The organism is Aeromonas enteropelogenes, from assembly GCF_020097295.1.
Classification (GTDB): Bacteria; Pseudomonadota; Gammaproteobacteria; order Enterobacterales; family Aeromonadaceae; genus Aeromonas; species Aeromonas enteropelogenes.
In genome coordinates this window covers 2,391,488-2,410,866 of sequence record NZ_CP083625.1, presented here as the reverse complement: position 1 = coordinate 2,410,866, position 19,379 = coordinate 2,391,488, and the positions used below count along the sequence as shown (strand labels likewise).

Annotated in this window: 17 protein-coding genes; 15 read left to right on the top strand and 2 right to left on the bottom strand. The window is 62.0% G+C overall.

What is annotated here, in order from left to right; translation table 11 throughout:
• Positions 1 to 106: 106 nt before the first annotated feature.
• On the top strand, positions 107 to 1,645 hold the full coding sequence (locus tag LA321_RS11360) for a sensor domain-containing diguanylate cyclase (protein WP_042072331.1): 1,539 nt from the start codon (positions 107 to 109) through the stop codon (positions 1,643 to 1,645).
• Here the strand turns inward: LA321_RS11360 and xerD are convergent.
• On the bottom strand, positions 1,642 to 2,541 hold the full coding sequence (gene xerD, locus LA321_RS11355; protein WP_042072332.1) for a site-specific tyrosine recombinase XerD: 900 nt from the start codon (positions 2,539 to 2,541) through the stop codon (positions 1,642 to 1,644). The two genes, LA321_RS11360 and xerD, sit on opposite strands and share 4 nt — an antisense overlap.
• A 211-nt stretch (positions 2,542 to 2,752) precedes the next feature.
• On the opposite strand from xerD, the gene fldB reads away from it, so the two are divergent.
• The 3 genes from fldB to LA321_RS11340 all read left to right on the top strand — a co-directional run bounded on the left by fldB (position 2,753) and on the right by LA321_RS11340 (position 6,378).
• The gene (fldB, locus tag LA321_RS11350; RefSeq protein ID WP_042025718.1) at positions 2,753 to 3,271 is read left to right on the top strand and encodes a flavodoxin FldB; all 519 of its coding nucleotides are present in this window, start codon (positions 2,753 to 2,755) and stop codon (positions 3,269 to 3,271) included.
• 188 nt (positions 3,272 to 3,459) lie between these two features.
• Positions 3,460 to 4,860: a TldD/PmbA family protein gene (locus LA321_RS11345; protein ID WP_042072333.1), complete on the top strand. Its 1,401-nt coding sequence runs from the start codon at positions 3,460 to 3,462 to the stop codon at positions 4,858 to 4,860.
• Between the two features lie 177 nt (positions 4,861 to 5,037).
• Positions 5,038 to 6,378 (top strand): TldD/PmbA family protein, encoded by a 1,341-nt coding sequence (locus tag LA321_RS11340; RefSeq protein ID WP_042072335.1) that lies wholly within the window; start codon positions 5,038 to 5,040, stop codon positions 6,376 to 6,378.
• Positions 6,379 to 6,447: 69 nt separating this feature from the next.
• On the opposite strand, the gene LA321_RS11335 is transcribed toward LA321_RS11340, so the two are convergent.
• Entirely contained in the window at positions 6,448 to 6,936 is a 489-nt protein-coding gene (locus tag LA321_RS11335) for a zinc ribbon-containing protein (protein ID WP_026458125.1), read from the bottom strand.
• A gap of 145 nt (positions 6,937 to 7,081) precedes the next feature.
• Here LA321_RS11335 and leuS point away from each other — a divergent pair, with 145 nt between their 5' ends.
• The 11 genes from leuS (at position 7,082) to LA321_RS11280 (ending at position 19,210) form a co-directional block, all read left to right on the top strand.
• The gene (leuS, locus tag LA321_RS11330) at positions 7,082 to 9,658 is read left to right on the top strand and encodes a leucine--tRNA ligase (RefSeq protein ID WP_042072336.1); all 2,577 of its coding nucleotides are present in this window, start codon (positions 7,082 to 7,084) and stop codon (positions 9,656 to 9,658) included.
• Between the two features lie 100 nt (positions 9,659 to 9,758).
• Positions 9,759 to 10,241 (top strand): LPS-assembly lipoprotein LptE, encoded by a 483-nt coding sequence (locus LA321_RS11325; protein ID WP_042025723.1) that lies wholly within the window; start codon positions 9,759 to 9,761, stop codon positions 10,239 to 10,241.
• Complete coding sequence (gene holA, locus LA321_RS11320; protein WP_042072338.1) at positions 10,241 to 11,278, top strand: DNA polymerase III subunit delta; 1,038 nt, start codon at positions 10,241 to 10,243, stop codon at positions 11,276 to 11,278. Before LA321_RS11325 ends, holA begins: the two co-directional genes overlap by 1 nt.
• On the top strand, positions 11,275 to 11,943 hold the full coding sequence (gene nadD, locus LA321_RS11315; protein ID WP_224212270.1) for a nicotinate-nucleotide adenylyltransferase: 669 nt from the start codon (positions 11,275 to 11,277) through the stop codon (positions 11,941 to 11,943). Before holA ends, nadD begins: the two co-directional genes overlap by 4 nt.
• Before the next feature lie 106 nt (positions 11,944 to 12,049).
• Positions 12,050 to 12,385: a ribosome silencing factor gene (rsfS, locus tag LA321_RS11310; RefSeq protein ID WP_026456714.1), complete on the top strand. Its 336-nt coding sequence runs from the start codon at positions 12,050 to 12,052 to the stop codon at positions 12,383 to 12,385.
• 5 nt (positions 12,386 to 12,390) lie between these two features.
• Positions 12,391 to 12,858: a 23S rRNA (pseudouridine(1915)-N(3))-methyltransferase RlmH gene (gene rlmH, locus LA321_RS11305; RefSeq protein WP_042025728.1), complete on the top strand. Its 468-nt coding sequence runs from the start codon at positions 12,391 to 12,393 to the stop codon at positions 12,856 to 12,858.
• Between the two features lie 103 nt (positions 12,859 to 12,961).
• Positions 12,962 to 14,884: a penicillin-binding protein 2 gene (gene mrdA, locus LA321_RS11300; RefSeq protein WP_042072339.1), complete on the top strand. Its 1,923-nt coding sequence runs from the start codon at positions 12,962 to 12,964 to the stop codon at positions 14,882 to 14,884.
• A complete protein-coding gene (rodA, locus tag LA321_RS11295) occupies positions 14,877 to 15,980 on the top strand; it encodes a rod shape-determining protein RodA (RefSeq protein ID WP_042025730.1) in 1,104 nt (367 codons plus the stop codon). The genes mrdA and rodA overlap by 8 nt, the downstream gene beginning before the upstream one ends.
• The gene (mltB, locus tag LA321_RS11290) at positions 15,980 to 16,978 is read left to right on the top strand and encodes a lytic murein transglycosylase B (protein ID WP_042072341.1); all 999 of its coding nucleotides are present in this window, start codon (positions 15,980 to 15,982) and stop codon (positions 16,976 to 16,978) included. Before rodA ends, mltB begins: the two co-directional genes overlap by 1 nt.
• Positions 16,920 to 17,837 carry a septal ring lytic transglycosylase RlpA family protein gene (locus LA321_RS11285; protein ID WP_042072342.1) on the top strand — a complete coding sequence of 306 codons (918 nt, stop codon included), beginning with the start codon at positions 16,920 to 16,922 and terminating at the stop codon, positions 17,835 to 17,837. Before mltB ends, LA321_RS11285 begins: the two co-directional genes overlap by 59 nt.
• Positions 17,838 to 18,019: 182 nt before the next feature.
• A complete protein-coding gene (locus LA321_RS11280; RefSeq protein ID WP_042072343.1) occupies positions 18,020 to 19,210 on the top strand; it encodes a D-alanyl-D-alanine carboxypeptidase family protein in 1,191 nt (396 codons plus the stop codon).
• The last annotated feature ends 169 nt before the right edge of the window (positions 19,211 to 19,379 follow it).

The window sequence follows — 19,379 nt, the reverse complement described above, 5'->3', positions numbered from 1 at the left end:
GCCACAACACCGTAGACTACGGCACAATTCAGCCTGGGGCTAAACGCTCGCGGCTCTCGCGCCACATCGTGATCGAATACATGCAAAATCTACAGGAGTCATCGCCATGACATCCCCGACAGTGAAGACCAGACCGAAACATGGTTTCATTCTGCGCTATTTGCTGTTGCTCTCCCTGCCCCTGTTGCTGATGACAGCCAGCAGCTTCTACCTGTTTGCCATCAAACAACAGAATGTCGTGCGCGATCGCATGGAGTTTTTCAGCAGCAGCACCGCCCAGCAGTGGGACAACGCGCTGAGTTCGGTCGAGGAGCAGCTCAACATTCTGGCGGCCGATCTCGCCGCCTATGACGGTATGCTCCCGCCGGAGATGAAGGCGCGGCACAACTCGGTGTGGCAACAACTCAGCCGCTCGGGCAGCTTATTGAAGGGACTCTACTATGTGCAGCGCGATAACTCCCTGGTCAACTTCAACCATCTGGCGACTCCCTCGACTCAAACCATGGCCAGGCAGCAGTGGTATCAGGCTGCCATTCATACCCCGGGGATCAACACCTGGAGCGCTCCCTATCTCGACAGCGTCCAGCACATTCCGGTGATCACTCTGTCGCGGGCGGTATTGAACCCGAGCGGGAAGGTAGTGGCCGTGGTCGGCATTGATGTCGATCTGGCGAAAGTCTCGGACCGGATCGGCCGCATGTTGCAGGGCGGGAAACAGATGGCTTATCTGCTCTACGATCGCCAACATCAGCTCATCATCGCACACAGCAACCCGCTCCTGAATGTTACCCCGCTCGATGAGCCCTGGCTGTCCCGAATCAAGGGCCAAAATGGCACGCTGGAGACCCGGGAGAGCGAGCTGATCGCCTACTACACCCTGACCAACAACCCCAGCTGGCAGGTCATTACCGTGTTCCCGTTCAGCAACTCCTTCGTCATCAAGGAGCTGCTGCCCACCATGATGGTGGGGCTGATCCTCTCCCTGGCCATGTTCATACTGGTGGCCATCATCTTCCACCAGCGCCTGGAAAATACCATCAGCATGCTGGTGCAGGTGGTGCGCCTGCTGCGGGTTACCCCGCCCGGGCAGCCCATCGTCATCCCCAGTATCCCCGGCATTGAAGAGCTGGGGGACGAGATCACCATGATTTCCGACCAGATGCAGGCCGAGAGCGAGAAGGCCCAGCGCGATGCCCTCACCGGGCTCTACAACCGCCGCTACATGGACGGCCTGCTCGCCAGGCTGCACCAGGAGCACGTTCCCTATGTGCTTGCCATCATCGACATCGACAATTTCAAGCAGATCAACGATGAATATGGCCACCCCATCGGGGATGCCGTGTTGAGACGCACCGCCGCCATCGGCCGCCAACTGCTGGAAGAACAGGCAATTCTGTGCCGCTTTGGCGGCGAGGAGATGGTGGCCATCTTCGAGCAGGGAGAGCTGGCCCAGGCCCACCAGCTGATGGAGGCGTGGCGCCAGGCCATGGTGGATCAGGAGTGGCGCGAGCCCCCCCTCGAAGTGCGTTTCAGCGGCGGCCTTGCCGAGGCGCTGGATGCTCCGCCGGCCCAGGTGCTGGCGCAAGCGGATGCCGCCCTCTATCGCGCCAAGCAGGAGGGGAAAAACCGCCTCTATCTGGCCTAGGCGCGCGGGTGATGCTCGCCGTGCAGCGCCTTGAGCCGCTCATTGGCCACATGGGTGTAGATCTGGGTGGTGGAGAGATCGGCATGGCCCAGCAGCATCTGCACCACCCGCAGGTCGGCGCCATGATTGAGCAGATGGGTGGCGAAGGCGTGCCGCAGAGTGTGGGGGGAGAGCTCCCCGTTGATGCCGGCGCGCAGGGCGTAGAGCTTGATACGGTGCCAGAAGGTCTGTCGGGTCATCATCTGGGCCCGTTTGGAGGGAAACACCACGTCCGAGCTGGTGCCGCCAAGCAGCAGACCGCGCCCTTCCCGGTAATAGCGCTCCAGCCAGTAGACAGCCTCTTCCCCCATGGGTACCAGCCGCTCCTTGTTGCCCTTGCCCACCACCCGCACCAGCCCCTGGCGCAGGCTGACATGCTCGGCTGTGAGCCCCACCAGCTCGGAGACCCGCAGCCCGGTGGCATAGAGCAGCTCCAGCATCGCCTTGTCTCTGAGCTCCAGCGGATCGTCCACCAGCGGAGCCTGCAGCAGCGCCTCCACCTCGGCTTCACTCAGATCAGTCGGCAGCTTCTTGGGCAGCTTGGGCCCCTCCAGCAGCACTGTGGGATCGTCGCTGCGCAATTTTTCCCGGTTCAGATACTGGTAGAAACGGCGCAGGGCCGACAGAAAGCGAGCCGTGCTGCTCGCCGCAAACTGGTTGTCGACCCGCCATGCGAGGTAGTGCTGAATGTCATCCATGCCCGCCAGCAGCAGGGAGCTGCCCTGCCCGTCGAGCCAGAGGGCGAATTTTTCCAAGTCGGTGCGATAGGAGCTGACCGTGTTGTCGGACAGCCCCCGTTCGAGCCAGAGGGCGTCGAGAAAAGGTCCGATCAGGGGATGGGAGTCAGGCTTGCTCATGATGCGCCGCTGTCAGAAAAAAGATGGCCCATTGTAGCGCGCGGGCTTGCCCCCCGTGCAAGCCCGCTTGCTCGCCAGCCAATATCTGAGGGCAGTGAAGGGGCCCCGGCAATCTGCTAGACTGGCGCCCTCCCCTTACGTTACCCATCGTGTTGCCAACATGGCGCAGCCCACACGAGCATGCGAGAAAGCGCCAAAAGAGAGAAGAGCGATGAAGATTGGTCTGTTTTACGGTTCCACCACCTGCTACACCGAGATGGCCGCCGAGAAGATCCGCGCCCTTATCGGCCCCGAGCTGGTCGACATCCACAACATCAAGGATGTGCCCCTCGTGCGCATGCAGGATTACGACATCCTGATCCTCGGCATCTCCACCTGGGACTTTGGCGAGCTGCAGGAGGACTGGGAGTCCCGCTGGGAAGATATCGCCGATCTGGAGCTGGAGGGGCGCATCGTGGCCCTGTTTGGCCTCGGCGATCAGCTCGGTTACGGCGAGTGGTATCAGGATGCCCTCGGCATGCTGCACGATCAGCTGGTGCCCAAGGGGGTCAAACTGGTGGGTTACTGGCCCAACGAGGGGTACGAGTTTGATGCCTCCAAGGCGCTGATCGACGATGGTCGCCACTTCGTCGGCCTGGCCCTCGACGATGCAAACCAGTACGACCAGACCGATTCCCGCATCGAGCAGTGGGTCGACCAGATCCTGGCCGAAATCCACGAACTCCTCTGATTGATGTCCGGCGGTCAGCCAGAGTACTGACCGCCTGGGCGCATATCTCGCGCCGATTTTCTCAATCGGTATCATCGTATGACGCTATAGCGACTTTTTTGTGCTGGTCTGTAACAATGAGTCTGACGCCCCATAACAAGCAAAGCAGGGCGCCGGAAGCAAACGGACAGATCAGAAAAGGAAATTCTATGACCTCATTCTCCCTGTTGGCCCCTGCCATCGCCCGCAACGTGCTCGATCACGCCCTGGCGCTGGGTGCCGACTTTGCCGAGCTGTTTGTGGAGCGCAAGCGCCGCAGCCAGCTCAGCCTGCTCTCCAGCCAGATAGAAAACATCAGCGGTGGCCTCGATTTCGGCATCGGCGTGCGCCTGTGCTACGGCCACAAGGTGCTCTACGGTTACACCAACCAGACCAGCAGTGACGAGCTGCTGCGCATCGTCACCCTGCTGGCAGCCAAGGACAGGCGCGACCCCGTGGTGACCGCCACCGCCTTCGATTTCACCCGTCTCACCGACCGCCATCCGGTGGCCCTGCCCCTGTCGGCGGACAAGCTGCTGGAGCAGAAGATCGCCTATCTGCACACCATGGATGCCGCGGCCCGCGCCGAGAGCGACAAGGTGAGCCAGTTCTCCGGCAACGTGCTGGGCTGGGAGCAGGAGGTGGAGATCTTCAACAGCGAAGGGTTGCAGGTCAGTGATCGTCGCCACTACAACCGCATCATGGCCCAGACCATCGCCCGGGAAGGGAGCGAGCAGAGCATGGGCTACGAGGCCCCCGGCGCCCTGATGGGCTGGGAACACGCCGAGCGCATCGATCCGCGCGAGCTGGCCCTCACCGCCACCCGCCAGGCCCTGGTGAAGCTGGGCGCCGCCCCTTGTCCGAGCGGTACCCTGCCGGTCATCATGGAGAGCGGCTTTGGCGGCGTCATCTTCCACGAGGCGTGCGGCCATCTACTGGAGACCACCTCGGTGGCCAAGAAGGCCTCGGTGTTCCACGACAAGATGGGCCAGCTGATCGCCAATCCCGCGGTCAGTGCGGTGGACGAAGGCTTGCAAGGCAACGCCTGGGGCTCCATCAACGTCGATGATGAAGGGATGGCGACCCAGCACACCCAGCTCATCAAGGATGGCGTGCTGACCGGCTTTCTGGTGGACAGGATGGGCTCGCTCAAGACAGGTTACGCCCGCACCGGCTCGGGGCGGCGCGAATCCTACAAATTCGCCCCCACCTCGCGCATGCGCAACACCTATATCGAGCCGGGCAACCACAGCCTGGACGAGATGCTGGCCACGGTGGAGCACGGCATCTATGCCAAAAAAATGGGTGGCGGCTCGGTGCAACCGGGTACCGGCGAGTTCAACTTCAACGTGCAGGAGGCCTACCTCATCGAGCACGGCAAGGTGACCAGACCGCTCAAGTCGGCGACCCTGATCGGCACCGGCCCGCAGGTGCTTAAAGAGATCTCCATGGTGGGCCGCAATCTGGCGCTGGCCGCCGGCATTTGCGGCTCCGTCTCCGGCTCTGTGCCCACCTCGGTCGGCCAGCCCGCCCTGAAAGTGGACAATATTCTGGTGGGGGGTAATGCCTGATGAATGACACCATTAAGCGCCTGAAAGTGGACCTTATGCTGATCGGGAGGAATGCCCGATGAATGGCACCATTAAGCGCCTGAAAGTGGACCTTATGCTTGTAGGGGGGGAACGCCTGATGAATGACACCATTAAGCGCCTGAAAGTGGACCTTATGCTGATCGGGGGGAACGCCTGATGAGCGCCATCGACATGAACCAACTGCTTGCCCGCCTGCTGGACAAGGTCGCCGATATCAATGCACAAGCGGATATCATCGCCAATCAGGACAGGGCCTTCTCCCTCAAGGCCGACAAGGGGGAGCTTGGGGAATACAAGGTCACCAGCAGCCAGCAGATCGGTATTCGCCTGATAAAAGAGGGCCGGGTCGGCATCGCCTACTCCGAGTCCCTCGATGAGATTGCCCTCGATACCATGCTGCAGGATGCCTGTGACGCCAGCCGTTTCGCCAAGGTGGATGCTGACCAGGCCATCTCGGTCGCTAACAGCCGGATCACGACCGACTGCGCCGAGATCAATCAGCCCGACACCACGCCCGTGGAGGAGAAGATCGCCCTGGCCCTGCGCCTCGAATCGGACATGCTGGCCCTGCCGGATGTGACCGGCGCCCCCTACAACAGCTTCTTCGAAGGAGAGAGCCGCCTCTGGCTCGCCAACAGCCAGGGTACCTTCTGCGAGCACGGCGAATTTTCCGTCGGCTGCTACACCTCGGCCCTGGTCGAGCGGGATGGGCGACAGTCCATGCACTCCCAGGGGCAGTATGGCCGTCGCTTCGACGAGCTGGACAGCCAGACCCTTGCCCGGCAGATCCATGCCGTGGCCGCGGGCCTGCTGCCGGGTGAGGCGGTCGCGAGCGGCCGCTATAGCATTATCTTCAGCACCAACTGCCTGGCCAGCCTGTTTGGCTGCTTCCAGGCGGCGCTCTCGGGCAAGTGGGCACAACAGGGGATCAACCCCTGGCGGGACAAGGTGGGGCAACCTGTTGCCTCCCGCTGGCTCACCCTGGAGAGCCGGGTCCATATGCCGGGTGGCATGAACATCAAGGCCTTCGACGGCGAGGGTGCCCCCACCTCGGATCTGCTGCTGATTGGCGAGGGGGAACTCAAGACCCTGCTGCACAACAGCGCCACCGCCCGCCACTTCGGCGTGGCGAGCAACGGCTCGGCGGCTCGCGGCGCTCGCAGTGCGCTGGATGTGACCCCTCGTCACCTGGTGTTCGGTACCGGCCCTCATAGCGAGGCAGAGGTGCAGAGCGGCGACTATCTGGAGCTGGTCAAGCTGGACGGCCTGCACTCGGGCGCCGATGCGGTCAGCGGCGACTTCTCCTTTGGCGCGTCAGGGTTCCTCTGCCGAGACGGGGTGCGTATCCAGCCGGTGCGCGGCATCACTGTGGCGGGCAACTTCTATCGCCTGTTGGGGGAGCTGGAAGCAGTCGGCGATACCCTGTATCACAACGATGGCAAGGGCTTCTATGCCCCGTTGATCCGCTTTGGCGGCCTCGCTGTCGCGGGCAAGTAACACCACCGAATAATCACAAAGAGGCGCCTTATGGCGCCTCTTTTCGTTGGATGCTCAAGAGATTGGCAATCAGGGCGAGAGGGGTTCGCGGTGATATTCGGTGCCGCCGCATTCGGGACAGGTATCCAGCTGCTCGGGACGAAGAACCTTATGGCGCCAGCCACACTGGTTGCACTCCATGACCCCCAGCCCGACCCACTCCCCCGCCTCGTAGACGCCCTTATGCTCCAGCTCGTCCGCCAATTCGCGCCACTCCACCTGGGCCCGATCGGTCACGTCCGCCAGCCAGGACCAGGCAGTGTCCTTGAGCGCCAGCATAAAGGCTGACTCCTCCACCGCCTCGTCACTGCGCCCCTCATCATAGTTGCCCAGATCCCGCTTCACGTACTCGGCGATCAGGGCCAGCTCGTCCTGGGTCAGATCGCTGGCTGCCTCCAGATAGGCCTGCACCCTGGCAATCATCCGGTTGAGACGCTCTCCCTGGAACTCTCCGGTCTCCTGCCACTGCTTTTTCAGCTCGGCGATGAAGGTTTCGTATCCTTTTTTATGTTTGTCCATGGCCGTTCCTCCTCTACTAAACCCCGATCAGACCCGGCTTGAGGCCCGAGGGACGCTGGCGGTTGTTGCCGCCGCAGGATATGGGTATTCTATTGCGATTTCCCAGCTGATTTATCTATCCATTTCACAGATCCGGATGTCACCAATGCAAGAGCAATACGTTCCCCAATCAATCGAACCAGCAGTGCAAAAGCACTGGGATGCCAAGAAAACCTTCAAGGCCGTGGAGAAAGTAGACAAGGAGAAGTTCTACTGCCTGTCCATGTTCCCCTATCCGTCTGGTCGTCTACACATGGGTCACGTGCGCAACTACACCATAGGTGATGTTATCTCACGTTATCAACGCCTTAATGGCAAGAACGTGCTGCAACCCATCGGTTGGGACGCATTCGGCCTGCCGGCCGAGAACGCCGCCATCAAGAACAACACGGCGCCGGCGCCCTGGACCTACGAAAACATCGAATACATGAAGAACCAGCTGAAGATGCTGGGTCTGGGTTATGACTGGGATCGCGAGCTGGCCACCTGCAAGCCGGATTACTACCGCTGGGAGCAGTGGTTCTTCACCAAGCTCTACGAGAAGGGCCTGGTCTACAAGAAGACCTCCTCCGTCAACTGGTGCCCGAACGACATGACGGTGCTGGCCAACGAGCAGGTGGTGGACAACTGCTGCTGGCGTTGTGACACCCCGGTGGAACAGAAAGAGATCCCCCAGTGGTTCATCAAGATCACCGACTATGCCGAAGAGCTGCTGAACGACATCGACAACCTCGAAGGCTGGCCCGAGATGGTCAAGACCATGCAGCGCAACTGGATTGGCCGCTCCGAAGGGGTCAACATCAGCTTCGCCATCGATGGGCAGGATGAGCACCTTGAGGTCTACACCACCCGTCCGGACACCTTCATGGGCGTGACTTACGTGGGCATCGCCGCCGGCCACCCGCTGGCCCTGCAGGCTGCCGAACACAATCCGGAGCTGGCCGCCTTTATCGAAGAGTGCAAGAACACCAAGGTGGCCGAAGCCGAGCTCGCCACCATGGAGAAGAAGGGCATGGCCACCGGCCTGTACGCCATTCATCCGCTGGATGGTCGCAAGGTCCCGGTCTGGGTCGCCAACTTCGTGCTGATGAACTACGGCACCGGCGCCGTGATGGCGGTACCGGGTCACGACCAGCGTGACTTCGAATTCGCCACCAAATACGGCCTCGACATCAAGGCGGTGATCAAGCCGGCCGATGGCGAGCTAGACGTGAGCGAGGCGGCCTACACCGAGAAAGGCGTGCTGTTCAACTCCGGCGAGTTCGACGGTCTCGACTTCCAGGCGGCCTTCGATGCCATCGCCACCAAGCTGGAGGCAATTGGCAAGGGCAAGCGCACCGTCAACTACCGCCTGCGCGACTGGGGTGTCTCCCGTCAGCGCTACTGGGGCGCCCCAATCCCCATGCTGACCCTGGCTGACGGCACAGTAGTGCCGACGCCGGAAGACCAGCTGCCGGTACTGCTGCCGGAAGACGTGGTGATGGACGGCATCCAGAGCCCGATCAAGGCCGATGCCGAGTGGGCCAAGACCACTTACAACGGTCAGGAAGCGTTCCGGGAAACTGACACTTTTGACACCTTTATGGAGTCCTCCTGGTACTACGCCCGCTACTGCTCCCCGGACTACGACAAGGGCATGCTGGATCCCGCGGCCGCCAACCACTGGCTGCCGGTGGATCAGTACATTGGCGGCATCGAGCACGCCTGTATGCACCTGCTCTACGCCCGCTTCTTCCACAAGCTGCTGCGTGACGCGGGCCTGGTGAACAGCGACGAGCCGTTCAAGCGCCTGCTCTGCCAGGGCATGGTGCTGGCCGACGCCTTCTACTACAAGGACGAAAAGGGTGGCAACGTCTGGGTCAGCCCGACCGACGTCAAGGTGGAGCGTGACGAGAAAGGCCGTATCATCAAGGCGGTGGACCTTGAGGGGCGCGAAGTCATCCACTCCGGCATGACCAAGATGTCCAAGTCCAAGAACAACGGCATCGACCCGCAGCTGATGGTGGAGCGTTACGGCGCCGACACCGTCCGCCTGTTCATGATGTTCGCCTCCCCGGCCGAGATGACTCTGGAGTGGTCCGACTCCGGCGTGGAAGGTGCCCAGCGCTTCCTGCGTCGTCTGTGGCGCATCACCTTCGAACACGTTGCCGGTGGCGCCGTGCCGGCGCTGGATGTGGCCGCCCTCTCCAGCGAGCAGAAGGCGATTCGTCGCGAGCTGCACAAGACCATCGCCAAGGTGAGCGATGACGTGGGTCGTCGCCAGACCTTCAACACAGCCATCGCCGCCATCATGGAGCTGATGAACAACCTGGCCAAACTGGGCTCCGAGCCTCAGGATCGCGCCCTGATGCAGGAAGCGATGGAAGCGGTCGTGGTCATGCTCTACCCCATCACTCCGCACATCGGCTTCGAGCTGTGGAAGATGCTGGGCAAGGGCGACGACATCGACCACGCCACCTGGCCGGTCGCCGACGAGGCCGCCATGGTCGAGACCGAGAAGCTGGTGGTGGTGCAGATCAACGGCAAGATGCGCGGCAAACTGACCGTGCCGGCCGAGATCAGCCAGGCCGACGTCGAGAAGCTGGCCATGGCCGACGCCTCGGTACAGAAGTTCACCGACGGCCTGACCGTGCGCAAGGTGATCTATGTGCCGGGCAAACTGCTCAACATCGTTGCCAACTGATTTGGTCGCTAACTGATCGTTGCCAAGCGGTGACGGTAAACGGATGATAACGGCGGGCCTTGCGCCCGCCGCTCTTCACTTAACGCAAAGAGGATTTCATATGGGCTCCATCTTCACTCGCTGGATGGCCATCATGCTGGCAGCCCTGCTGCTGCAGGGTTGCGGTTTTCATATGCGCGGCACCGGCATCCCGGCGGAGTTGATGACCATGAAGGTCGTGGGCGACAACAAGAGCGACTTCTATCGCCTGGTCACCACCCGCCTCAAGGCTGCGGGCGTCACCCTGGCCGACAAGGAGGGCATCCCGGTGCTGACTCTGGGCGGCATCGGCAGCTCCAGCCAGGTTGCCTCGGTCAATGCTCTGGGGGCCGATACCGAGTATGTGCTGGGCTTTAGCACCCGCTTCACCGTCGCAGTACCGGGCAAGCCGACTCAAGTCTTCCCCATCAACTTCAACCGCAGCTTCCTGAACAAGCCGGATGCGGCGCTGGCCTCCTCCCGCGAGCAGGAGCAGCTCAACCGCGAGATGCAGGAGCAGGCAGCCAGCCAGGTGATCCGTCAGTTGAGCCAGGTCAGCTTCTGATGCGGATCTACCCCGAGCAGTTTGGTGAACACCTCAAAGCAGGGCTTCGGCCCTGCTATCTCGTTTTTGGCGACGAGCCCCTGCTGCGGCTGGAGGCGCTCGACGCCATCCGCCAGATCGCCCGCAAGCAGGGATTCGATGAACGCCACAGCTTCGTGGTCGAGCAGGGACTGGACTGGAATCAGGTCTACGACGCCTGCCAGGCCATGAGCCTCTTCTCCGCCCGCCAGATCATCGAGCTGGAGCTGCCCGCCAAGGTCGACAAGGATCTCGCCGCCCGCATCAGCGAGATCGGCAAACAGCTCCACCCCGACCTGCTGCTGGTGTTGAACGGCGGTCGTCTCAACCAGACCCAGATGAAGGCGGCCTGGTTCGACAAGCTCTACCAGATCGGCACCTATGTGCCGGTCAATCATCCCGAGCCCAAGTTTTTCCCGCGCTGGATGAATGCCCGCTTCCAGCGTTTCGGTCTCAAGGCGCTGCCGGATGCCATCAACTTCATGTGCCACAGCTATGAGGGCAACCTGCTGGCCGCGAGCCAGGAGATAGAGAAGCTGACCCTGCTCTCGCCGCCCCAGCCCATCAGCGTCGCCTATCTGCAGGAGACCATCATCCGCCACGCCCACTTTACCCCGTTCCAGCTGGTCGATACCCTGCTGGAGGGCAAGGTGAACCGGGCCCAGCGGATCCTGGCGGCCCTGCGTGCCGAGGGCACCGAACCCGGCATGCTGGCATGGACCCTGTGCCGCGAGCTGGAGCAGCTCACCGAGCTGTCGCTGGCCATGCGCAGTGGCCAACCGCTGGGGGAGCATTTCAGCCGACTGCGCATCTGGCAAAGCCGTCAGCAACTGATCCAGCAGGCGCTGACCCGGCTCCCCTTCGCCAAGCTGCAGCAGCTGTGGCAACTGATGGCCCGACTCGACGATGCCCAGCGCCGCTTCGACACCGAGCAGGCCTGGTTGATGCTGCAAACCCTGGCTCTTGGCTTTCGCGATGGCACTCCGTTGCCGCTGGCGATGGAGGAGAGTCCGTGCTGAAGGCGCCTATCAGACCGCTGAAGGCTCCTGTCGGCCTGCTGGGGGGGACCTTCGACCCCATTCACATCGGCCACCTGAGACCCGCCATCGAGGCGCGCGATGCCTTGCGGCTCGAAGAGATCCGCCTGATCCCGAACCATATTCCGCCCCACAGGGCCCACCCTCTCTGCTCGAGCGAACAGCGTCTGGCCATGGTCCGGCTGGCGGCGGCGGAGAATCGCGGTTTCGTGGTGGATGAACGGGAGCTTTGGCGGGACAAGCCCTCCTGGACCATTGACACACTGGTCGAGCTGAGGAACGAGCTGCCCGACACGCCGCTCTGCTTTCTGATGGGGATGGATTCGCTGCTGAGCCTGGCAAGCTGGCATCGCTGGCAGGAGCTGCTCGATTATGCCCATCTGGTGGTGAGTTCACGCCCCGGCTGGCAGCCCGACTATCCCGCAGAGATCGCCGACTTGCTGGCTCGCCACCAGACCACCCGGGTACAGGCACTGCATCAGCGTCTGGCCGGCCATATCTGGCTGGCGGACAACCAGCCCGTCGCACTGTCGGCCACCCGGCTGCGGGCGCTGCTGGAGGCGGGACAGGATGTCCGCTACCTCCTGCCCGAGTCGGTTGCACACTATATTGATCAACAGGGGCTCTACCGCGCCACCGGCCAGTAAGACCCTGTCGTAATCCCGTCTCAGCCCAATGGGGAAACGGGATTGACCATGATATAATCCGCCGCCCTCACGCCGTACGAGCGCGCCGGAATACAGGAGAGACTCATTGCAAGGCCAAGAACTACACGCCTTTATCATCGACAAGATCGATGACATGAAAGGCCGCGATATCATCACCATCGATGTGCGCGGCAAATCCAGCATCACTGATACCATGATCATCTGCTCTGGCAACTCCAACCGTCACGTTTGCGCCATCGCCAGTCATCTGGCCAGCGAAGCCCGCCATGCCGGACTCGATCTGCTGAGCGTGGAAGGCCAGCTGAGCGGCGAATGGGTACTGGTAGACATGGGGTCGGTGATCGTGCACGTGATGCAGGACGAATATCGCGACTTCTACCAACTGGAAAAACTGTGGGGCGGCGCCCCGATCCAGGCGTAACGACCATGAAGATCCAGTTGATTGCGGTGGGCACCAAGATGCCCGCTTGGGTAGAACATGGCTTCGAAGAGTACCGTCGCCGTTTCCCGAAAGACATGCCGTTCGAGCTGGTGGAAATTGGCGCCGGCAAGCGCGGCAAGAATGCCGACATTCCCCGTATCCTGCAAAAAGAGGGGGAGGCCATGCTGGCGGCGGCCGGTCGCTCGCGCATCGTCACCCTGGATATCCCGGGCAAACCCTGGACCACGGAGCAACTGGCCAACCAGCTCGAGGCGTGGAAGTTGGACGGCCGCGACGTGGCCCTGCTGGTGGGCGGGCCCGAGGGATTGTCGCCCGAATGCAAGGCCGCGGCTGAGCAGAGCTGGTCCCTGTCACCGCTGACTCTGCCCCACCCGCTGGTGCGAGTTCTTGTAGCCGAGAGCCTCTACCGTGCCTGGAGCATCACCACCAATCACCCGTATCACAGGGAGTGATCCATGATGTCGTGGCCGATCGTCCCTGCTGCATTTGCGTACCACAGAGAGTGAACCATGCCGTTCTTGCTGTTATTGCCCCCCATGGAGTTGAGGTAGAGGCATGCTGAAACAACGCATCGAGATGCGCGATCACAGTGCCGAGGGCAATCTGTTCTTCCGGCGCACCCTGGTAGCCTACATCGGCATCATAGTGCTGATGCTGGTGCTGCTGGGCAATCTCTATTACCTGCAGGTCGAGTCCTACGACACCTATCAGACCCGCTCCAATGACAACCGGATCCGGGTCGTGCCGGTGGCGCCGCCCCGCGGCCTCATTTATGACGCCAACGGCGTGTTGCTGGCGGAGAACCGTCCCGTCTACAGCCTGGAAATCGTGCCGGAAGAGACCAAGGATCTGGCGAAGACCGCCGACGACCTCATCGCCCTGCTGAAGCTGCCGGAGGGAACCAAGGAGAAGTTCCTGGCCGAGGTGAAACGTCAGCGCCGCTTCAAGCCGGTGGCGCTGTACGAGAAGCTGACCGAGTATCAGGTCGCCCTCTTCTCGGTCAACCAGCACAACTACCCGGGCGCCAGCATCGAGGCCTACCTCAAGCGCTACTACCCGTTTGGCGATACCCTCACCCATGCCCTCGGCTATGTGGCCAAGATCAACACCCGCGACGTGGAACGCCTCGAAAAGGAAGAGAAGCTCGCCAACTATGCCGCCACCAAGGACATCGGCAAGCAGGGGGTGGAGAAGTACTACGAGGACGATCTGCACGGGGTGGCCGGCTATCAGGAAGTCGAGGTCAATAACCGCGGCCGGGTGGTGCGCACCCTCAAGTTCCAGCCGCCTATCCCGGGCAAGGACATCTACCTCAACATCGACATCCGGATGCAACTCAAGGCCCAGCAGCTGCTGGGAGGCCAGCGGGGAGCCATCGTCATGATGGATCCTTCCACCGGTGCCATCATCGCCATGGAGTCGAGCCCGAGCTATGACCCCAACCTGTTCGTGACCGGCATCTCCAGCGCCAACTACTCGGCGCTGCTCAACGATCCGGCCCGTCCCCTGGTAAACCGTACCACCCAGGGCATCTATGCCCCCGCCTCCACCGTCAAGCCCATGATGGCGGTGATGGGGCTCAACGAGGGGGCCATCACCCCCAACTATCGCTACTTCGGCGGCCCCAGCTTCTCCATTCCGGGCACCACCAAGAAGTTTCGCGACTGGCGCCGCTGGGGCCATGGCTGGCTCGACGTCTACCGCGCCATCGAGGTGTCGGCGGATACCTACTTCTACGATCTCGCCTACCGGGTCGGCATCGACAAGATCCACGACTACATGACCAAGTTCGGCTTCGGCCGCTACAGTGGCGTCGATCTCTATGAAGAGACCAAGGGTGTCATGCCGTCCCGCGACTGGAAGATGGCGCGCTGGCGCCAGCCCTGGTATCAGGGTGACACCATCTCCGTCGGCATTGGTCAGGGCTACTGGAGCGCCACGCCAATCCAGCTGGCCAAGGCGATCAGCATCCTGACCCAGAACGGCCACGACGTGACACCTCACCTGTTGAAGCGCCTGACTTCAGCCACAGGTAACGAAGACGCCCCGGTCAACCAGAAGATGGCTCTGCAGGTGAAAAACGACAGCTACTGGAAAGTGGCCCAGGACGGCATGTGGCGCGTCAACCATGGCCGCGAAGGCAGTGGTCGCCTCTCGTTTGCCAAAGCCCCCTACTCCTCTGGTGGCAAGTCGGGTACCGCCCAGGTGGTCGGTCTCAAGGAGAACCAGGTCTATAACATCAAAACCGTCAAGGCCGAGCACCGCGACAACGCGCTGTTCGTCGCCTATGCGCCGTTTGAAGCGCCCAAGGCGGTAGTCGCCCTGGTGCTGGAGAACTCGATTGGTGGCGGCGGTGGTCGAGCCGGTGCGCCTATCGCACGCCAGATGCTGGATGCCTATCTGCTGCCGCCCGACCCCCAGCTGCCGCCGGCGCCTGTCAAGCAGTCCCAATCTGAAGAGGTCGCCCCTCATGAGTAATTCTGCCCGCCAGCAGAGCATCTGGTACAAGCTGCATATCGACCTGCCGCTGTTTCTCGGCCTGCTGGCCGTGATGGCCCTCTCCATGGTGGTGCTCTACTCCGCCTCCGGTCAGGACATGGACTCCATCGTGCGCCAGTTGGTGCGCGGCGGGATCGCCTTCGCCCTGATGATCGCCATGGCCCAGCTGCCCCCTTCCCTCTATGCTCGCTGGTCGGTGCCGCTGTTTGTGGTGGTGGTGCTGTTGCTCATCGCGGTGGACGTGTTCGGCCATATCGGCAAGGGAGCCCAGCGCTGGCTGGATCTCGGCTTTATGAAGTTCCAGCCCTCCGAGGTGATGAAGCTCTCCATGCCCATCATGGTGGCCGCCTGGCTCAGCCGCCACTCGCTGCCCCCCAAGCTCAGCCACGTGGCGATCGCCTTGGTCATGGTGCTGTTGCCGACCCTGCTGATCGCGGCCCAACCCGATCTCGGCACCTCCATCCTGGTGGCCGCCTCCGGTTTCTTCGTCATCTTCCTGGCGGGACTGAGCTGGTGGCTGATCGGGCTGGCGGTAGTGATGGCACTGGCCTTCATGCCTGTGCTCTGGTTCTTCCTGATGCACGAATACCAGCGCCAGCGGGTACTGATGCTGCTCGACCCGGAAAAAGATCCCCTCGGGCGTGGCTATCACATCATTCAGTCCAAGATCGCCATCGGCTCCGGCGGCGTCTTCGGCAAGGGGTGGCTGCAGGGCACCCAGTCCCAGCTCGAATTTTTACCAGAACGCCACACCGACTTTATCTTCGCGGTATTCAGCGAGGAGTTCGGTCTGGTGGGAGTCGCCCTGCTGCTGGTGCTCTACCTCTATGTCATCAGCCGCTGCCTGTTTATCTCGATGCAGGCCCAGAGCAGCTTCGAGCGTCTGCTTGGCGGCGCCCTGACCCTCACCTTCTTCGTCTATGTATTCGTCAACATGGGCATGGTGAGCGGCATACTGCCGGTAGTGGGGGTACCGCTGCCGCTGGTGAGTTACGGTGGCACCTCCATGGTGACCCTGATGGCCGGTTTTGGCATACTGATGTCAATCCAGACTCATAGAAGGCTACTCGCCTGATGAGGTGGGTTTGGGCACTGTTCTCCCTCTGGGCCATGACGGCCCAGGCCGGTGTGCCGCAGGAGCGTCTGGCGCAGCTCGCCGAGCAGCAACAGGTACCGCTGGCGGCGCTGCAGGCCGCAGCCAAGGAGGCCAGGCTGCGCCAGGAGGTGCTCGACACCATCAACCGTCCCTGGGAGGCCAAGCCCTGGTATCGCTACCGGCCACTGTTCGTGACTCAGGAGCGGATTGCCGACGGACTGCGCTTCTGGCAGCGACATGCCGCCACCCTGAGCCGGGCCGAGCAGACCTACAAGGTGCCTGCGGCGCTCATCGTGGCCATCATAGGGGTCGAGACCTTCTACGGCCGCCAGATGGGGCGTCATCCGGTGCTGGACAGTCTCTATACCCTGGGTTTTCACTATCCGGCGCGGGCCGACTTCTTCGCCAAGGAGTTTGCCCAGCTGGTGCTGCTGGCCCGGGAAGAGGGCTGGCCGCTGGCGCGCCTCAAGGGCTCCTACGCCGGGGCCATGGGGATGGGGCAGTTCATGCCCTCCAGCTATCGCCACTACGGCGTCGATTTCGACGGTGACGGCAAACGGGATCTGTTTGCCAATCCGGCCGATGCCATCGGCAGCGTAGCCAACTACTTTGCCGAACATCAGTGGCGCTGGGGCGAGTCGGTGGTCGAACCGGCCCAGACCGGTTTGCTGGCGATCGAGCCCCTGCTGAGATCCGAGCCCGAGCTGACACAACAGTGGGCGGAACTGGCGGCGGCAGGCATCGAGCTTGCCACCCCGCCGGCCCCGCAGACGCCGGTCAAGTTGCTGGCGTTCGAACAAGCCGATGGACCGGAATACTGGGTCGCACGGCATAACTTTTATGTGATCACCCGCTACAATCGCAGCCCCCTTTATGCGATGGCGGTGTATCAACTTAGCCAAGCCATTCAGGAAGCGTATGCAACTTCGTCACAAACTCCTCCCGCTCAGCCTGAGCTTGTTGCTGGCCGCCTGTAGCAGCCAGCCGGAACAGAGCGCCCCGGTCGAACCGCAAGCACCGGTCAGCAAACCGCCCGTTATCGAGATACCGCAAGCCACCGGCGCCATTCCGCGCCCCGAGCCCCTGAGTACCAGCGGCAACCGGAACTACTGGATTGGCAAGCAGAAATACGAGGTATGGCGCGACATCAAGCACTACACCGAGGAGGGCACCGCCAGCTGGCTGGCCAAGGATCTGGACGGCAACAAGACGGCCAACGGCGACGTGCTTGATAGCAAGCTGTTCAGCGCCGCCCACCGCAACCTGCCGATCCCGAGCTATGTGCGAGTCACCAATCTGGACAACGGCCTCGAAACCATAGTGCGGGTCAATGACCGCGGTCCGTTTGACAACAGTCGCCTCATCGACCTCTCCTACGCTGCCGCCGAGCAGCTGGACATGGTCCACACTGGCGAGGCCCGGGTGCGGCTTGAGCTCATCAGCGACACGCCGGACCAGCGAGTGATCATGGAGCCGATGGCCCCGATGACGCCGGCCGAGACACCGGCAGATACCCAGGTTGCCCCCTCGCCCAAGCCGGCCACTCCTGCCGCCACACCGGCCAGCAGCGCCAGCAAGCCGGTTGCGACCAAACAGGCTCAGCCCCAGGCGGCCAGTGGTCAAGGCAAGATGATCCAGGTGCTGGCGAGCGGCTCCCGGGAGCGAGCCGAGGCGATGGGCAAGGTGATGACCCAGCGCTACGGCGTACCCTACCGGATTGACACCCATGGCGCCATCTTCCGGGTGCTGATGGGGCCGATCCCGGCCGACCAACAGCTCGGCACACTGGAAAAAGTTCGCCAGGGTGGGCTGGAACAGGCGTTCATCGTGCCCTGATCCCCTCCAGATTGTGGGTCTATCTGCCGGCAAACCCGCTCATCACGTCGCTTTGTGGCGTGGTGAACGGGGCCGATGGATAAAAAACCAGAGTTGATCGCCACGTCGGACTATGACCGGCGGGTGCATCTGGTATAGTTAGGCCCGCATTCATTCCCCATCTGGCTCGCAGGAATTTCAAGATGTCCAAATTTGCCCGTTCCGTTATTCTGGCCTCTCTGATAAGCGCCACCGCTCAGGCCAACACGCCTGTCCCTACGCCGAACGCCAACCCTGTGGTCGTTCCCGCCGCGCCGGAGATCTCCGCCAAGGCCCATATTCTCATCGATTACTACTCCGGTCAGGTGCTGGCCGAGCAGAACGCCGAGGAGCGTCTGCCGCCCGCCAGTCTGACCAAGATGATGACCTCCTACATCATTGGCCAGGAGCTGGCCAAGGGGAACATCAAGCGCACCGACATGGTGACCATCAGCCAGAACGCCTGGTCCAAGAACTACGCCGACTCCTCCAAGATGTTCATCGAGGTGGGCAAACAGGTCTCCGTTGATGATCTCAACAAGGGCATCATCATCCAGTCCGGCAACGACGCCTGCGTCGCCATGGCCGAATTCCTGGCGGGCAGCACCGACTCCTTCGCCAGCCTGATGAACAGCTGGGCAGCCAAGCTCGGCATGAATGACAGCCACTTCGTGAACCCCCACGGTCTGGATGCGGAAGGCCACTACAGTACCGCCCATGACATGGCCCGTCTGGGTCAGGCGCTGATCCGCGATCTGCCGGAGGAGTACAAGATCTACTCCCAGAAGTCCTTCGTCTTCAACGGCATCACCCAGCACAACCGCAACCGTCTGCTGTGGGACCAGTCCCTGCAGGTGGATGGCATCAAGACAGGTCACGTCAGCCAGGTGGGCTACAACCTGGTCTCCTCCGCCACCAACAATGAAGGCATGCGCCTGATCGCAGTCGTGCTGGGAGCCAACAGCGAAGCCACCCGCGCCGCCGAGAGCAAGAAGCTGCTCACCTACGGTTTCCGTTTCTTCCAGAGCCTGACCCCGTACAAGGCTGGCACCGAGCTGGTCACCCAGAAGATCTGGATGGGCGACAAGCCTGAAGTGAAACTGGGTGTCGACCAGGATGTCTCCGTGCTGGTGACCCGCGGTCAGGGCAACAACCTCAAAGCTGACTTCCAGCTCGACAGCGAGCTCAAAGCTCCACTGGCCAAGGGTCAGCGAGTCGGTACCGTGTTCCTCAAGCAGGGCGACAAGGAGATCAAGCAGGTTCCGCTGGTTGCCCTGGAAGAGGTGCAGGAAGGCGGTCTGATGAGCCGTCTGTGGGACTATCTGGTACTGCTGGTTTCCAGCTGGTTCAAGTAACAGAGACGCACAATCCTCACCCAGCAGCGGCGCCAACAGGCGCCGCTGCTGTCTCTGGCCGTCAGGGCAGTGAATAACCCTGCAAACTGCAGGTTCCGCCACACCCCGATTTGTGGTAAAAAGCAGCACTCCCATTCTTGTCTGACCGCTCCGGGCCTTGATCCTGGCC

Bases quoted from the DNA above. Each gene is read 5' to 3' on its own strand.
- leuS (WP_042072336.1), top strand. From the start codon at position 7,082: ATGCAAGAGCAATACGTTCCCCAATCAATCGAACCAGCAGTGCAAAAG.
- mltB (WP_042072341.1), top strand. From the start codon at position 15,980: ATGAGGTGGGTTTGGGCACTGTTCTCCCTCTGGGCCATGACGGCCCAG.
- LA321_RS11335 (WP_026458125.1), bottom strand. From the start codon at position 6,936: ATGGACAAACATAAAAAAGGATACGAAACCTTCATCGCCGAGCTGAAA.
- LA321_RS11280 (WP_042072343.1), top strand. From the start codon at position 18,020: ATGTCCAAATTTGCCCGTTCCGTTATTCTGGCCTCTCTGATAAGCGCC.
- xerD (WP_042072332.1), bottom strand. From the start codon at position 2,541: ATGAGCAAGCCTGACTCCCATCCCCTGATCGGACCTTTTCTCGACGCC.
- holA (WP_042072338.1), top strand. From the start codon at position 10,241: ATGCGGATCTACCCCGAGCAGTTTGGTGAACACCTCAAAGCAGGGCTT.
- rlmH (WP_042025728.1), top strand. From the start codon at position 12,391: ATGAAGATCCAGTTGATTGCGGTGGGCACCAAGATGCCCGCTTGGGTA.
- LA321_RS11325 (WP_042025723.1), top strand. From the start codon at position 9,759: ATGGGCTCCATCTTCACTCGCTGGATGGCCATCATGCTGGCAGCCCTG.
- fldB (WP_042025718.1), top strand. From the start codon at position 2,753: ATGAAGATTGGTCTGTTTTACGGTTCCACCACCTGCTACACCGAGATG.
- LA321_RS11345 (WP_042072333.1), top strand. From the start codon at position 3,460: ATGACCTCATTCTCCCTGTTGGCCCCTGCCATCGCCCGCAACGTGCTC.
- LA321_RS11285 (WP_042072342.1), top strand. From the start codon at position 16,920: ATGCAACTTCGTCACAAACTCCTCCCGCTCAGCCTGAGCTTGTTGCTG.
- LA321_RS11340 (WP_042072335.1), top strand. From the start codon at position 5,038: ATGAGCGCCATCGACATGAACCAACTGCTTGCCCGCCTGCTGGACAAG.
- LA321_RS11360 (WP_042072331.1), top strand. From the start codon at position 107: ATGACATCCCCGACAGTGAAGACCAGACCGAAACATGGTTTCATTCTG.
- rodA (WP_042025730.1), top strand. From the start codon at position 14,877: ATGAGTAATTCTGCCCGCCAGCAGAGCATCTGGTACAAGCTGCATATC.
- mrdA (WP_042072339.1), top strand. From the start codon at position 12,962: ATGCTGAAACAACGCATCGAGATGCGCGATCACAGTGCCGAGGGCAAT.